The 13,711-nt window shown below is 61.5% G+C and carries 12 protein-coding genes and 2 pseudogenes; 7 read left to right on the top strand and 7 right to left on the bottom strand.

Features of this window, described 5'->3' with window-relative positions:
• The first annotated feature begins 517 nt into the window (after positions 1–517).
• Genes istA through BO1_RS34480 form a run of 3 tightly spaced genes read left to right on the top strand, consistent with a single transcriptional unit; the run spans position 518 to position 2,998 of the window.
• Entirely contained in the window at positions 518–2,026 is a 1,509-nt protein-coding gene (istA, locus tag BO1_RS34490) for an IS21 family transposase (protein ID WP_028221462.1), read from the top strand.
• Entirely contained in the window at positions 2,019–2,777 is a 759-nt protein-coding gene (gene istB / locus BO1_RS34485; RefSeq protein WP_407670034.1) for an IS21-like element helper ATPase IstB, read from the top strand. The genes istA and istB (BO1_RS34485) overlap by 8 nt, the downstream gene beginning before the upstream one ends.
• Positions 2,774–2,998, top strand: a complete 225-nt coding sequence (locus BO1_RS34480) for a hypothetical protein (protein WP_028221460.1) — start codon at positions 2,774–2,776, stop codon at positions 2,996–2,998. Before istB (BO1_RS34485) ends, BO1_RS34480 begins: the two co-directional genes overlap by 4 nt.
• A 504-nt stretch (positions 2,999–3,502) precedes the next feature.
• Here BO1_RS34480 and BO1_RS61815 read toward each other — a convergent pair.
• Positions 3,503–3,628: a hypothetical protein gene (locus BO1_RS61815; RefSeq protein WP_281179224.1), complete on the bottom strand. Its 126-nt coding sequence runs from the start codon at positions 3,626–3,628 to the stop codon at positions 3,503–3,505.
• Between the two features lie 61 nt (positions 3,629–3,689).
• Here BO1_RS61815 and BO1_RS53945 point away from each other — a divergent pair, with 61 nt between their 5' ends.
• A complete protein-coding gene (locus tag BO1_RS53945) occupies positions 3,690–4,655 on the top strand; it encodes an SIR2 family protein (RefSeq protein WP_156992552.1) in 966 nt (321 codons plus the stop codon).
• 9 nt (positions 4,656–4,664) lie between these two features.
• Here the strand turns inward: BO1_RS53945 and BO1_RS53940 are convergent.
• From BO1_RS53940 to BO1_RS34455, 4 genes and pseudogenes are all read right to left on the bottom strand, one after another.
• Positions 4,665–5,627: pseudogene (locus BO1_RS53940) on the bottom strand (PIN domain-containing protein); the annotation flags it as partial.
• 103 nt (positions 5,628–5,730) lie between these two features.
• Positions 5,731–6,723 (bottom strand): thioesterase, FlK family, encoded by a 993-nt coding sequence (locus BO1_RS53935; protein ID WP_043287788.1) that lies wholly within the window; start codon positions 6,721–6,723, stop codon positions 5,731–5,733.
• Positions 6,720–8,300 carry an AMP-binding protein gene (locus BO1_RS34460; RefSeq protein ID WP_028221458.1) on the bottom strand — a complete coding sequence of 527 codons (1,581 nt, stop codon included), beginning with the start codon at positions 8,298–8,300 and terminating at the stop codon, positions 6,720–6,722. Before BO1_RS34460 ends, BO1_RS53935 begins: the two co-directional genes overlap by 4 nt.
• A 32-nt stretch (positions 8,301–8,332) precedes the next feature.
• Positions 8,333–9,757 (bottom strand): purine-cytosine permease family protein, encoded by a 1,425-nt coding sequence (locus BO1_RS34455; protein ID WP_028221457.1) that lies wholly within the window; start codon positions 9,755–9,757, stop codon positions 8,333–8,335.
• Positions 9,758–9,941: 184 nt separating this feature from the next.
• Between BO1_RS34455 and BO1_RS34450 the strand changes: the two genes are divergently transcribed.
• The 3 genes from BO1_RS34450 to BO1_RS53930 all read left to right on the top strand — a co-directional run bounded on the left by BO1_RS34450 (position 9,942) and on the right by BO1_RS53930 (position 12,077).
• Positions 9,942–10,820 (top strand): LysR family transcriptional regulator, encoded by an 879-nt coding sequence (locus BO1_RS34450; protein WP_218002842.1) that lies wholly within the window; start codon positions 9,942–9,944, stop codon positions 10,818–10,820.
• 369 nt (positions 10,821–11,189) lie between these two features.
• On the top strand, positions 11,190–11,750 hold the full coding sequence (locus BO1_RS34445) for a recombinase family protein (protein WP_028221455.1): 561 nt from the start codon (positions 11,190–11,192) through the stop codon (positions 11,748–11,750).
• A gap of 3 nt (positions 11,751–11,753) precedes the next feature.
• The gene (locus BO1_RS53930; RefSeq protein WP_043287786.1) at positions 11,754–12,077 is read left to right on the top strand and encodes a DUF4158 domain-containing protein; all 324 of its coding nucleotides are present in this window, start codon (positions 11,754–11,756) and stop codon (positions 12,075–12,077) included.
• A gap of 35 nt (positions 12,078–12,112) precedes the next feature.
• Here BO1_RS53930 and istB (BO1_RS34435) read toward each other — a convergent pair whose 3' ends face one another.
• The gene (gene istB / locus BO1_RS34435; RefSeq protein ID WP_028221454.1) at positions 12,113–12,883 is read right to left on the bottom strand and encodes an IS21-like element helper ATPase IstB; all 771 of its coding nucleotides are present in this window, start codon (positions 12,881–12,883) and stop codon (positions 12,113–12,115) included.
• Positions 12,834–13,711, bottom strand: a pseudogene (locus BO1_RS60405) (Mu transposase domain-containing protein); the annotation flags it as partial. The pseudogene BO1_RS60405 and the gene istB (BO1_RS34435), both read right to left, overlap by 50 nt.

Here is a 13,711-nt window from a genome sequence, read left to right as displayed (position 1 = left end):
CCGCCGTGCGCTACCAGCGCAGCATGCGCGGGCGCATGAGGCACGCCGCCAGGCAACGCCGCTATCGCCAGCGCCAGAAGGAAAAAGCGCATCGGCGCTATGCTGCCGACGCCGCTGATACGCCACTGGCGGCTTCGGTTTCGACAACATCGGCCAGTGCGCCGCCCATCCCGAGCGCCGGTGCGCACCCGTGTGAGCAATGCGACTGCTGCGGGCACGCGGGCAGGGTTGCACGCGCGGGGGCTCTCCCGTTACAGCGCGCCGCCAGGCGACACCGCTGTCGTCACTGCCAGAAGAAAGTGACGCATCACCCCTGTTCCCCGCCCGCCGCTGATGCTCTACTAGGCCCGACTTCGGCGACGGCGGCCAACCCGGCCGGCACCATCGCGGGTGCCTCGCGCGCGTCCGGACAATGCCACTTCTGCCGTCGCACGTGCGAATTTGTACGTCACGGGCCGTTACGACACCGGGTCATCCGTCCGCTTCGGACTACTACTGGAACAAGGGGATTTGATCCATGACAATCAGCACGGAACTGGAGGCGAAGATATTGCGCTTCTATCACGTGGAAAAGTGGCGATGCGGCACCATCGCCCGTCAGCTGCATGTGCATCGGGGCACCGTGCAGCGGGTGCTCGCCCAGGCGGGCCTGCCAAGGGTGGGAGGGGTTCAGCGGCCTTCGCAGATTGAACCGTTCCTGCCGTTCATCCACGACACGCTAAAGAAGTTCCCCTCGCTCACGGCAAGCCGGCTGTACGCGATGGTACGCGAGCGTGGCTACAAGGGGGCGCCGGACCACTTCAGACATCTGATATCCCTGCACCGGCCACGCCCTCCAGCGGAGGCCTATCTGCGTCTGCGCACCTTGCCCGGGGAGCAAAGTCAAGTCGACTGGGCTCACTTCGGACACCTACAGATTGGTCGTGCGAGTCGACCCCTGATGGCCTTCGTGATGGTGCTGTCATGGTCCAGGCAGATCTGGCTGAAGTTCTTCCTTGATGCGCGCATGGACAGCTTCCTGCTCGGCCACGTAGGCGCGTTCGAGGCCTGGGGCGGGACGGCCCGCGTCCTCCTCTACGATAACCTTAAAAGTGCCGTGCTCGAACGCCAGGGTGATGCGATCCGCTTTAACCCTCAACTGCTCGAGTTTGCCAGTCATTACCGCTTCGAGCCAAGACCCGTTGCCGTTCGCCGCGGCAACGAAAAAGGCCGGGTGGAACGCGCAATACGTTTCGTACGATCCTCATTCTTTGCAGCCCGCAAGTTCACCGACATTGATGACCTGAACGCGCAGGCCGCGCAGTGGTGCGCCACGGTGGCCGCTGATCGTCCGTGCCCCGATGAGCCTGATATTACCGTACGTGAAGCCTTCGAGCGGGAAAAAGGCAGTCTGCTTGCACTGCCCGACAACCCCTACGAATGCGACCTGCAGGAGCCCGCGAGCGTCGGCAAGACGCCCTACGTGCGCTTCGACCTCAACGACTACTCAACGCCATCGGCGTATGTACGACGCACGCTCACCGTGCGCGCCGATCCACACCGGGTGCGCATACTCGACGGCGCCGACGTTGTGGCCGAGCATGTGCGCAGCTACGATCGCGGCCAGCAGGTCGAGAACCCTGCCCATATCGATGAACTGGTCCAGCGCAAGCGCGCCGCACGCCAGCATCGCGGCCTTGACCACCTGGCCCATGCTGCGCCGGCCTCGCGTGCGCTGATGCTGCGCGCAGCCGAGGTGGGCGGCAACATCGGCAATATCACCACGCAGTTGCTGCGACTGCTCGACTGCTACGGCGCGCTCGAGCTGCAGGCCGCCATCGAGGAGACACTCGCCAGCGACGCGGCTCCCCATCCGAACCCGGTGCGCGAAGCACTCGAGCGCCGACGGATTGCGCGCCAGGCGCCACCACCGGTCTCGCTGAACCTGCCCGAGCACATCCGCAGCAAGGACGCAGTGGTCACGCCGCACCGCCTGGAAATCTACGATCAGCTTACCGGAGGACACGATGACGACAAGCATGACTGACATCCTGCGCGAACGCGCCAGCGAGTTAAGGTTGCACGGGTTGCTTGCTCACTGGTCCGAGGTACTGGGCGAACCGTGGCTCGGACCGCTGCTGCAGTGGGAAGAGGAGGAGCGCACGCGCCGCTCGCTGGAGCGGCGCATCCGTGCCGCGCGCCTTGGCAGCTTCAAGCCGCTGGCCGACTTCGAGTGGAACTGGCCCACGCGTTGCGACCGCGCTGCCGTCGAGGAACTGATGGCGCTGGAGTTCGTGAAGGAGAAGTCCAACGCCGTGTTCATCGGCCCGAACGGCGTGGGCAAATCGACACTCGCACTGAACGTGGCGTACCAGGCGCTCATCCATGGCTACACGGCGCTCTTTACGACGGCTGGCAAGATGCTGGGCGATCTGGCCGCCGCCGACAGCGATGCAGCGCTGCGCCGGCGCCTCGGATACTACGCATCACCTGCGCTGCTCGTCATTGACGAGGTCGGATACCTGGCCTACTCGAACCGTTACGCTGACCTGCTGTTCGAGCTGGTGAGCCGCAGATATGGTGGCGCAAGTACGGTGGTCACAACCAACAAAGCATTCTCTGACTGGTCAGAGGTGTTCCCCAATGCTGCATGCGTGGTCTCCCTGGTCGATCGCCTCGTGCATCGTGCTGAGGTCATCGCCATCGAGGGAGAGTCGTATCGCGTCAAGGAGGCAAAGGAGCGCGCCGAGCAACGCGCCCGCAAACGTAGCGCTTCACGCCCGGAGAAAAAGCCATGAGCAGGCGCACCCCGTTACCCTCTGGGCTGTCCTGCGGGCTGGACTTCCTGATCGACACGAACTGGTCTCCGGAGCAGGCACTCGCCGTGTACGAGTTGCTCAACGATCTGCGCACGCGCATCTGGCTACGTTACGGCGAAGACGTGATCGAGTTGATCCGCCGGCAGCGATGGCCTGCACCGAACCTCGGCGACATCAACGATCTCTCGGAACCGATCTGAATCGACTCGTACCGGCGGCCGGCGTCGGCTGCCGTTCCATTGTTGAGCGATTTACTCGACCTTGCGCCGCCGTTTAGTGTCGGATTTACAAAGCCGCCAACACGGTACGACTTCAATTGCGATGAACAGGGTTTTTCCGGTTGAACTGGGCTCACAACTGCTTTGATTTGCGGCCGCCGTATGTAGCGTTGATTTGACTGCTTGTCCGATCGCGTTATAAGGCAGTGTGAAATCGCTGAAGCAGCTCATTAACGTCACGTCTCGCTTTCGCACGATCCGCATCAGCTAGGACAGCGGCCAAATTATTGGGAGATATAGTCGGCGCACGGAGATGTCTTGATCACAATTGCTGGGTGACGGACAGCTATACGTTTGCAAAGCCGCCGTTCGACTGTCCTTTGATGCCGTGGAAACCAACGACTGCACATGGCCGGGTTGAGGCAGTACCGCCGGTAATTCGCTCGCCGGAGACCGGCCTTTGAGTGAGCACGGACGAGACCTCGGTTATTCAAATTTGATGGCGACCTCGACCGGCGACTCGTGGCCGAAGGCAGCCGAAAACGCCCGCCACGCAAATCTGCGACGAGCCAGTTTTTCTTTCGTCCGCCCTTCATCGGCAATTGCGTTCACGTTAGAACTGCGTCCAGCCGCATGGGTAGAATGAGTGATCTGAATCGTGAGGGGAAAGCGGGTGGCACATCTACTTTTGCTCGGGGCGGGATTCACCCGCAATTGGGATGGCTGGCTCGCCGGCGAACTAGCCGACGACCTGATTAGCCGCCTTGCGGACAACCGGGATCTCTGCAAACGACTCACCGACAATCCAAACTTCGAAGAGGTACTTGGTGACCTGCAACGCGAGTGGCATCATCACCAGCAACCCGCGCACCGCGAGCGGCTAAACCTGATGGAGCACGCAGTCAGGGCATCTTTCGACGACATGAACGCGATGCTCGCGGATCGACCCGGGCTGGAGTTTCAGGGCAACGGTCCGAACTTCGTCCAGCGCAGCATCACCAGCTTTCTGGCCCGCTTCGACGCTATCTTCACGCTCAACCAAGATCTGCTCCTTGAGTTGTTTTATGTGCCCCACGATCCACGCATAAGCGTGCAATACCCCGGCATGGCGCTTCCGCCGAACTTCTGGAATCTTCGCCCGGAGGAAAAGCTCGCGGCGGACTGGCGGCCGCGACCGGACGCCGAGTACCGTGTGGAACATCAAGGCCAGCCGGTCTTCAAGCTGCATGGCTCGGTCAACTGGCGCAGCGAGGACGGGAACGAACTGCTCGTGATGGGTACACGCAAGGTCGAGGCGATTGCAGGCTCGGCGCTTCTCACGCGATACGACGCGGAGTTCCGCGCGCGCCTGCGCGAACGCGGCTCGCGTTTAATGACCATCGGCTACGGCTTTGGCGACGAGCACGTCAATCAGGCGATCGTCGACGCTGCTGAGGCCGACGAGACCTTCGGCATGTTCGTGGTCAATCCGAGCGGACGCAAGGCACTCCGACCACACAATGACACCGGCCAGATCCCGCAACCGCGTCGAGCGATCGAGGACGTCCGCTACGTTGGTGGGTCGACACGATCGCTACGCACGACCTTCACGAACGACGAACTCGAACGCGCGAAGCTGATGCGCTTCTTCAACGCTTGATTGAGACACCTACGTGTCCAGCATGTCCCATTCATCCCCGAGAATCCATCTCAACGCCGAGAGCTTGCCGTTGATCATTCCCCACTCGAAGTCGTCCCACGGGCCGAGGTTCTCGATGCCGACCTCGTCTTCGGTCCTCTTCGCGGCAGCTAGTGCGCCCTCCCATACGGTATCGAGCATCTGGTCCGCCCGATACGGGTTCCGGCTGTAGTCCTTCTCCGCGACGACATGATGTTTGCCAGTCTCAATCTCATGGCGAAGGTTCCAGTGGCGGTTGTACCAAACCTGCCGGAACAACAGGTGTTCAGCTTCGAGGATCTCCGGTAGCCGCCGCGCTTCCTGCGAGTAGCTGAACTCGAAGTCGTGTTCGCCAAGCAGATCGGGGCAGTAGTCCTTCAGGAATTCAACCATCGATATCCAGTAGGATGACTTCGGCGCATCGAACAGGTGCACGAGGTCGGCGTGCGCCTTCCGAAAGTCGCCGTTTGCATCGCTGAAGTCTTTCGTGTTGTGAGTGATGAACACGCATGGCGCGTCCTCGGTCGCGTCCGAAACCACATCGACGTACATCTCGACGAGGATCGCGTCTCCCACGCTGTTCTTCGCGCGGTGATAAGGAGCCTGCTTCGCGAGCGCGCGCTCGGTGACGCGCTGCTTGACCGCGTCGCTGGTCGCGAGCGCGGGAGCGCGGCGTAGAAGCCTGTCGATACGTTCGATCGAACCGCCAACCGCGTCGCCGTCAACGCCGATCCGGTGGTCAACCTCGTTCAGTCCTGCAAGCAGGTCAGCTTTGCGGCCGTCGTCTCCAAACTGATTCACGACCTGCCTGACCAGCCGGAAATGCGACTGCAGGCCGCGTCGCGCTTCGCCGACGATGCGGGCCTTGTTCCGATCGAATTCGTCCAGCACCTGCTGCGGCACGATCAGTTCAATATGGCCGTTCTCGACAAGGTCTTCGAGCGCACTGATGACGGGCTGCTCGTGATAGTCGGGGTGCGCTCAAGATTCGGACTTTTTCGTACGCTAAGCGTTTTGGCGGCTGTTCCGAATGTCGCTGAACGACCCATAAGTCATATCAGCTTCCCGTCGTCGAATTACCGAGGAAATTGTCCAACATCTCAAGTCGATCATTGCCCCAGAATAGTCGATCATCAGCCAGGAACGAGGGCGCGCCGAATACGCCTCGCGCGATCGCATCGTCGGTGTTCTTGTCGATCAATTCCTTGTATCGCGAAGAAGTCGCGGCAGCCCCAAGTTCGTGCGCATTCAGGCCGACAGATTCGCCAATTCTCTCGAGCGTCGACAGATCGCTGATGTCACGGCTTTCCGACCAGTACGCGCGCATGGTCGCTCTCACAAACTCATGCGCCTTGCCTTGTTCGGTTGCGTAAACACTACATCTAAGCGCGCGGGACGGGCGCAGCGGAAAATCAGGGTGATACCGGATCACGAGGTTCCGCTGCCTCGCCCAGTCCTGCATGTCTTGCATGAACCAGTGGACGAACGCGCCGGACGCCTCCAGCGGGCGCCGTCCGTCGATGCGATCGATCAGGTTCGCAAGATGCATCGGCTTCCAGACAATCTGACGACCGTGCTTCGCCGCGATCTGCACGAGGCGGTCGATTGCGAGATAGCACCAAGGGCTGTGAAAGTCGAAGAAAAATTCGACCGGTGCCCGATCGGCCGAAGGCGCTATCGGCGCGGAAAATCGCGCGAGATCGACGAGCGTCCGCTCATGCCAGCCAGACATGATCACGCGTTCGCGCTGTTCGACACGCACGTCGAAACGAATGACGCGGCCTGCCACGGATTCGACGGTCGATTCGCAGACCATGGCGATTCCCGGCCACGCCGGCGCAACGTGTTTCACTTCCACCGACGTGCCGACCGAACCCCATCCTACTTCATAAGCGCTCCTGATGTTCAGATGGCAGGTCTGTTCGACAAACGCGATCGTTGCCGGCGTTGAGACTGCCGCCACGCCCGTGTTCCCTATTGCGGCAGCGGTATCCGCATCCGTCGGGAGGTACTCGCCGGCGAAATGCCGGCCTGCCTCGACCCTGCTCATGTGAGCTCCTTCAGCCGGCCCTCTTTCGCCGCCACCTGGAGCTGACGTTTGATGATTTTCCCGCTAGACGTCATCGGCCATTCGGAAACCGAAAACACTCTGGCCGGATGTTTGAACCCCGCGATCCTGCCGCGACAGAATTGCCTGAGATCGGCCGGTGTCAGCAACGCGTCTGACTCGATCGCTGCTGCGACGATCTCACCGTAGTAATGATCGGGCACAGCGAAAACTGCAATCTCCCGGATGTCCGGATGCTCTCTCAGCAGGTTTTCGACCTCGACCGGGTAAACATTCTCGCCGCCCCGGATGATCACGTCGCGCAGCCGCCCTCCCACCAGCTCGACCCGTCCGTCATGGCGCAGGCAGCCGAGATCGCCTGTCTGCATCCAGCCATCGCTGTCGATGGTTCGATCCGTCTCGACAGGGTCATCGTGATAGCCGAGCATAACCATCGGGCCACGCACTTCGAGCTGTCCCACTTCACCATTGCCGAGCGGCACGCGGGTGTGGACATCGGTGACACGCACTTCCATGCCGTTCAGCGGCAGTCCGGCCGTGCGCATGCGCTGGGGACTCGCAGCGTCGTCGAGAGAAATCAGCGTGCTCGCTTCGGTCTGGCCATATACCTGAACCAGCCCATGCATGGGGAATTCGCGTGCGCACCGCTCGAGCAGCGCCGGATCGCAATCGGCGCCGCCGCAAGTGCCGGTTCTCAGTGAACCCAGGTCGCATTCCGCGCGCCGGGGATGGTTCAGCATCGCAAGATAGGAGGTCGGCACGCCAGTCAGCACGGTGCACCGCTCGTCCTCGATCAGCTGCAACATGCGTTCTGCGTCGAATGCACTGATACCTACGTATGTCGCCCCGGCGAGCAGCGCTGCGAGCGAGTTCATGATGCAACCCGCGCAATGAAAAAGCGGGATGATCGAAGTCCAGCGATCGCCGGGAATGACCCCCAGACGCTCGATCGTCCCCTGAGCGTTGCGCAGCATGCCGTCGAAACACAATTCCGCTCCCTTCGGCCTGCCGGTCGTGCCAGACGTGTACTGAATGCTCGCGCAGTCGCGCACGTTCCACTGCCATGCTTCCACCGCCTTCCCGCTATGCTCGTCAAGAAGCGTCCGATACGACAGCGTACCCGGCGACCGGACCGCAAAGCCGTCGAAATTCACTACGACGCGCAGATGTTTCAGTTGCGGTCGAAGAGACTCGATGATCGACAGATATTCATTGGCGCGAAAACGCTCCGACAACAGGATGGCAGCGACACCGGCATGCGTCAGCACATGCCGCACGTCTTCCGCGCGGAAATGCGTGTTGACCGGGACCATCACGGCACCGATCGCTGCGATCGCAACCTGCGCAACGGGCCACTCGATGCGATTCTCCGCCCAGATTGCAACCCTCTCGCCCGGACGGACGCCGGCATGTCGCAGCGCGGACGCAAGCGCGCGCACATCATGCAGCCATTGCGCGAAGGTGAGACGTCGGCCTGTCTCGGGAAACACAAGGCCCTCGTGGTCGGGAAAGCGGGCGAAGCACTGAAGCAGGGCCTGGTAGGGATCGTGTATTTGCATATCGTCGAATTTCTCCGGGCATGTCGAGCACGTCAGCGGCTCAGTTCGGTAGGGATGGTCAGATGTTCGGACTGCGCACGGCGGCGCTTTCTGGCGACGAGGCCATACAGCAATCCCGTCGCGGCTAGCCCGATCACCCAGGAAATATCGGAGTCCGCGAGTGCGCGCGCGATGGGGCCGGTATAAAAGCCGCTCGATATGAAAGGCAGTTCGAGTAGAACGCCGCAGACATAGACAGCGATCGTCGACAGATTCCAGCTTCCGTAGCGGCCGCTGGGATCGGAGAGCGCGTGCAGGTCATAGTTCGACCCGTTGACGAAGAAATAATCGACGATGCTGATAGCGCTCCATGGCGTGATGAACGCGAGGAGAAAGATCAGAAATGACGAGAACGACTTGATAAACGAATGCGAACCCGTTATGGCAATCAACACCGCGAGCGATACCATGCCGAGCACGTAGAAGAACCTGTGACGGACCGACACGGCATCGCGGTGGCGAAACGCTCCGATGATGGTCGCAGTCGACATGTAGCTGCTATAGGCATTGAGCGTCATCATCGTTATCTTTCCGAAGCCGACAATGAAGTACAGCACCATCGCCATGGGGCCTGTCGCGCCGAGCCCGACCACGAACTGCACCTCGCGTCCCGAGAAGGCGGCACCGGCGAGCGCCGCCGCGAAGACGCCGAAGGTCATGGATGCCTGCGAGCCAATTACCGTGCCGAGCGATGCGGCCAGAAAAATCCTGAGGCGCGACGTGCTGGCGGGAAGATAACGAGCGTAGTCGGCTACATACGGCCCGTACGAAATCTGCCAGGCGGCCGCCAGCGAGACGGCAAACACGAAATGGCTCGCGACGAAGTCCCGCTGCGCAAGCAGGCCGCTAATGTCGTGATGTGCCAGTAGAGCGGCAAACATATAGACGAACGCACAGACACCCACCACACTGGCCACCCTGGCGATCGAGTGGATCGTGCGGTACCCGAGCGTCGCGAGAAGCAGCGTTACGATGCCGAACACGACGATGCCCAGCCAGTCACTAATGCTCAGGATCCGGGCGACAGCCTGTCCGGCGAGCAAGGTCCCGCCTGCCGAAAATCCTACGTAAAGGAAGCTCACGAGCAGGAGCGGAATGACCGCGCCGAACACGCCAAACTGCACGCGGCTGCGGATCATCTGCGGCAGACCGATCTTTGGACCGAACGATGCCTGCAGAGCCATCACCATACTGCCCAGCACCTGGCCGATGAAAAGGCCGATCAATGACCAGAAGACATCGCCGCCTAACACGACGGCAAGCGCCCCCGTGACGATTGCAGTGATATTCAGATTGACGCCGAGCCACAGCGTGAACTGGCCGAACGCCGTGCCGTGGCGCTCGTTTTCAGGAATGTAGTCAAGCGAACGCTTCTCTATCACTGACGCGGAAGCGCCAACTTCTTTCGAGGTGGCCATGGCATGAACCTTGAAGTGGTGATGGATGCCGGAAGCAACCCGGCGATATGGAACGGAACGTACGCAGTATTCGGATCGACGATCCCGAAACGGCGCGACCATGCACAGATAGTAGGAAAAGCGCCGTATAATAAAAAATGTTGGTTTTTAATTCTGTATATCAAAGATCTTGATACACTTCACGTTGCGGCAGATCGAATATTTCATGGCGGCGGTGGAACATCGCGGCGCTTTGGCGGCCGCGAAGGCGATGAACGTCTCGCAGCCTTCGATCTCACACGCGATTGGCGAACTGGAGGCGTTGTGGTGTGAGCGGCTTTTCACGCGTGTCCCGAGCCGGGGCCTGGAATTGACTGCCGCAGGCAAACGCCGCTACAAGGAAGCACGTGAACTGATGCAACGCGCGGCGCAACTCGGCGCACGGGACACCGGCAGCGTCGTGGGCGACCTGTCGGTGGGCTGTTTCGCGACGCTCGGCGCGCGCCATCTTCCGCCGATCATCCGGCATTTTCAGAATCACTATCCCGACGTCCGATTGACGATCCAGGAAGGCGATACGGAGGAACTTGTCGAAGAGGTGGAGCGAGGCACGCTCGATCTGGCGCTGATCTACGATATGGATCTCGCGCGTCAGGTGACGCTTCACGCTGTTGGGGAGCAATCACCCTATGCCCTGCTCCCGGAGGGGCATCGGCTGGCCAAGCAGACTGCTGTTTCAATCAGGGAGCTGACAGTTGAGCCGTTCTTCCTGCTGGACATGCCGCACAGTCGTGACTATTTTCTTTCCCTGTTCCGGTTGGCTGGCGTATCGCCATCTGTCGCGCTGGAACTGCGTTCTGTCGAGATGATCCGATCGCTGGTCGCGAACGGGCATGGAATTTCGATTCTCGTGACTCGCCCTGTCGGTGATATGAGCTACGACGGCCGGCCCATCGTTTGCCGGCCTTTGGACTCCACGATTCCTGCGCAACGGGTTGTCGTCGCCGCGCCGCAGACCACGCAGTTGCCGCGGCCGGCGGCCGCGTTTCTTGAAGTGATGCGCGACCGGTTCATGAAGTCCTAATTGTTCTTGGTAGCGCCAAATATGTCCCACGGGCATAAAAATTCCGTTAGAGGGACCGGCAAAGTCCGCGTGACTCAGAGACGGGACAGAGCAGCCTCCCAGCGACTGTTTCGAGTCTTGGTGCCGCCCCTCGGATCTCCGCCCGAGGACCCGACCGAACGGCCGACAGTGACCCGATCCCGGCCTTTCGATAGCCATAAGGTCGTCACCGAGACGATTGGCCAGATACCTGTCAGCCAGAGGTTTACCCTATCCTGACGTCAGGTAAAGCCTGTCAGCATCGTCAGGTTAGGGTCCGACTCGCGCTTTATTGACGCTTCCGTTTCCGCGTCATAGATTTCAGCCTGACACATTCACCAGAAGGTGGTCATGAACGGGCAACGCGTGGGCTACGTTCGGGTCAGTACGTTCGAGCAGAATGTCGAGCGCCAGCTCGACGGTGTGACGCTGGACCGCACCTTCATCGACAAGGCGTCGGGCAAAGACACGAAGCGCCCGCAACTCGACGCGCTGCTCACCTTCGTGCGCGGTGGCGACACGGTGGTCGTACACAGCATGGACCGCCTGGCGCGGAACCTGGACGACCTGCGCCATATCGTTCAGTCGCTGACACAGCGCGGCGTGCGGATCGAATTCGCGAAGGAGTGCCTGACCTTCACAGGCGAGGATTCGCCGATGGCCAACCTGATGCTGTCGGTGATGGGTGCGTTCGCGGAATTCGAGCGCGCGCTGCTTCGCGAGCGCCAACGCGAGGGTATTGCGCTCGCGCGCCAGCGCGGAGTGTATCGCGGGCGCAAGCCCGCGTTGTCCGATGCGCAGATCGCCGATCTACGGCGTCGGGTCGAAGCCGGTGAACGCAAGGCGCAGATCGCACGCGATTACGGGATCAGCCGGGAAACGCTGTACCAGTACCTTCGCGCGGAGAGGTGAAGCGTGCCCCGCCGCGAACTGCTTACGCCCGCACAGCGCTTCCAGCTGTTCGCGTTTCCCGATGACGAAAGCGAACTGATCCGTCTCGCCACCCTGTCGAAGGAAGACTTCGCGTTCGTGCGTCAGCACCGCGGCAATCACAACCGCCTCGGCGTCGCGGTGCTCATGATCTACCTGCGCTATCCAGGACGCGTGCTGGGGCCGGGCGAGAAACCCCATGCGCCGATTCTCGGTATCGTGGCGACGCAGCTGCGGGTCGCGCCTGCGGTGTGGGATCTCTATGCGCCCCGGCGGGCAGTTCAAATTCCTCCACTTATGGGCGCGTAAATTCCCCCACCCCGTGAAGCAGGACGAGATCGGTTTTAGCTCTCTTTCGTTTTTCTCGCAAGGGTTTCGGCGGCCTCCTTGAGGCGATAGCTGCGCCCGTCGAATTCGAGCAGGTGGCAGTGGTGCATGAGCCGGTCGAGGATTGTGGTGCTCATTGTGTTGTCGCCGAGATAGGCGCCCCAGTCCTGGACGATCCGGTTTGACGTGACGACCACGCTGCGGTGCAGTTTGTAGCGTTGATGGATGAGCGTTTGCAGCAACGCCCCCGCCTCGTCGGGGATCGTGCGCGAGAGGAACAAATCGTCGAGCACGAGCAGATCGCACTCGAGGATGGCCCGTAGCCTAGCCTCGCGCTGGGCCGGTGGGCTCAGCACATATCGGTTAAAGAAGTCGTCCGTTTCGATGTATTGCACCTTGTGGCCGTGCAGGACAGCCTGGTATGCCACGGCCTTCGCAACGTGGCTCTTACCGGTGCCGGTTTTGCCGATGATCAGCGCGTTCTCGCCGCAGGCCATGAACTTCAGGGTATGCAGCTGGAAACAGGCTTGCCGCGGCAGCTTCGGGTTGAAGGACCAGTCGATTTCGGCAAGCGTGAGCTTCTCCTCGAGTCCGGATTGCTGGTAGCGTCGCTCGATGAGCCGTGACTGGCGCCGGTCGAGTTCGTCCTGCAGAATCAGCGCGAAGGTCTCGAGAAACGGCTGCTGGCTGCCCTGTGCCTGCAGCACCCGTGTCTCGAGCGTGTCGCGTACGCCCGACAGGCGTAGTAGCCTGAGTGCGCGTTCGATGTCGGGTAGCGTGGTAGTCATTCAATTTCTCCCGTTGTGGAGGGTTGGGTGCCGGCACTGTGCTGTGCGCCGGCGTTGAAGAGCGCGCCGTATTCGGCGGCGGGCCGGATCAGGGCGTGTTCCTGGGTGAGTGGCAAGGCGAGTTGTGGCGCACGATCCAGGCGCTCGAGCGCCTGCTCGAACAGCCGCTCGACGACGGCGCGCACCTGCCGGTAGCGATAGAGGTGATGACGCAGGGCGTGGTCGCAGGCCTGTTCGACGAGCCAGGCGGGGTACTTCTTCGCCAGCGCGACGATGCCCCACATGCCGCGATGGCCGACGCGACCTTCGGCGTCGAACAGGTGCTGGCACAGTGCCTTCGCCCTCGGTCCGATGTCGCCGGCGCCAGCCAGCGCCAGGCTTGTCTGGCGCGACGGGTTGAACGGACGCTCGCTCTCGGGAAGCTCGAGCGAGCCGGGCTCGGTGTGGCGGGGATGCGTGCGAAGCAGTTCCTGGGTGCGGCGGTCGCGGATCTCCACGGTAGTGTCATAGACGCGCACGCACACGAGAGAGCCGATGGGTGCGGGACGGGCGGCGTAGTGGCTGCGGTCAATGCTGACGGTGGTGTCGTCGTTGACGGTACGCACGACCTCCTTGAAGTACCGGAACCCGGTGAGCGGCAGCGCCTGCAGATGCGGCTTCTCCTCCTGGAACATCGCCTCGACCTGCCGCCGCGCACTGCCATGGATGCGTTTTGCGGCCCAGTTCTCCTCCCAGTGCATCAGGAATTCGTTCTGGGATTCGATGGAGTCGAAGCGGCGCCCCTTGAGGGCTGTGTTCTGCGTATGCTTGATTGCGTTTTCCACGGTA

The organism is Paraburkholderia oxyphila NBRC 105797, assembly GCF_000685075.1.
GTDB classification, from domain to species: domain Bacteria; phylum Pseudomonadota; class Gammaproteobacteria; order Burkholderiales; family Burkholderiaceae; genus Paraburkholderia; species Paraburkholderia oxyphila.
The sequence above is the reverse complement of the archived record's forward strand: the minus strand, read 5'-3'. Positions and strand labels throughout refer to the sequence as shown.

Bases quoted from the DNA above. Each gene is read 5' to 3' on its own strand.
- istA (WP_028221462.1), top strand. From the start codon at position 518: ATGACAATCAGCACGGAACTGGAGGCGAAGATATTGCGCTTCTATCAC.
- istB (WP_407670034.1), top strand. From the start codon at position 2,019: ATGACTGACATCCTGCGCGAACGCGCCAGCGAGTTAAGGTTGCACGGG.
- BO1_RS34480 (WP_028221460.1), top strand. From the start codon at position 2,774: ATGAGCAGGCGCACCCCGTTACCCTCTGGGCTGTCCTGCGGGCTGGAC.
- BO1_RS53935 (WP_043287788.1), bottom strand. From the start codon at position 6,723: ATGAGCAGGGTCGAGGCAGGCCGGCATTTCGCCGGCGAGTACCTCCCG.
- BO1_RS34460 (WP_028221458.1), bottom strand. From the start codon at position 8,300: ATGCAAATACACGATCCCTACCAGGCCCTGCTTCAGTGCTTCGCCCGC.
- BO1_RS34455 (WP_028221457.1), bottom strand. From the start codon at position 9,757: ATGGCCACCTCGAAAGAAGTTGGCGCTTCCGCGTCAGTGATAGAGAAG.
- BO1_RS34445 (WP_028221455.1), top strand. From the start codon at position 11,190: ATGAACGGGCAACGCGTGGGCTACGTTCGGGTCAGTACGTTCGAGCAG.
- istB (WP_028221454.1), bottom strand. From the start codon at position 12,883: ATGACTACCACGCTACCCGACATCGAACGCGCACTCAGGCTACTACGC.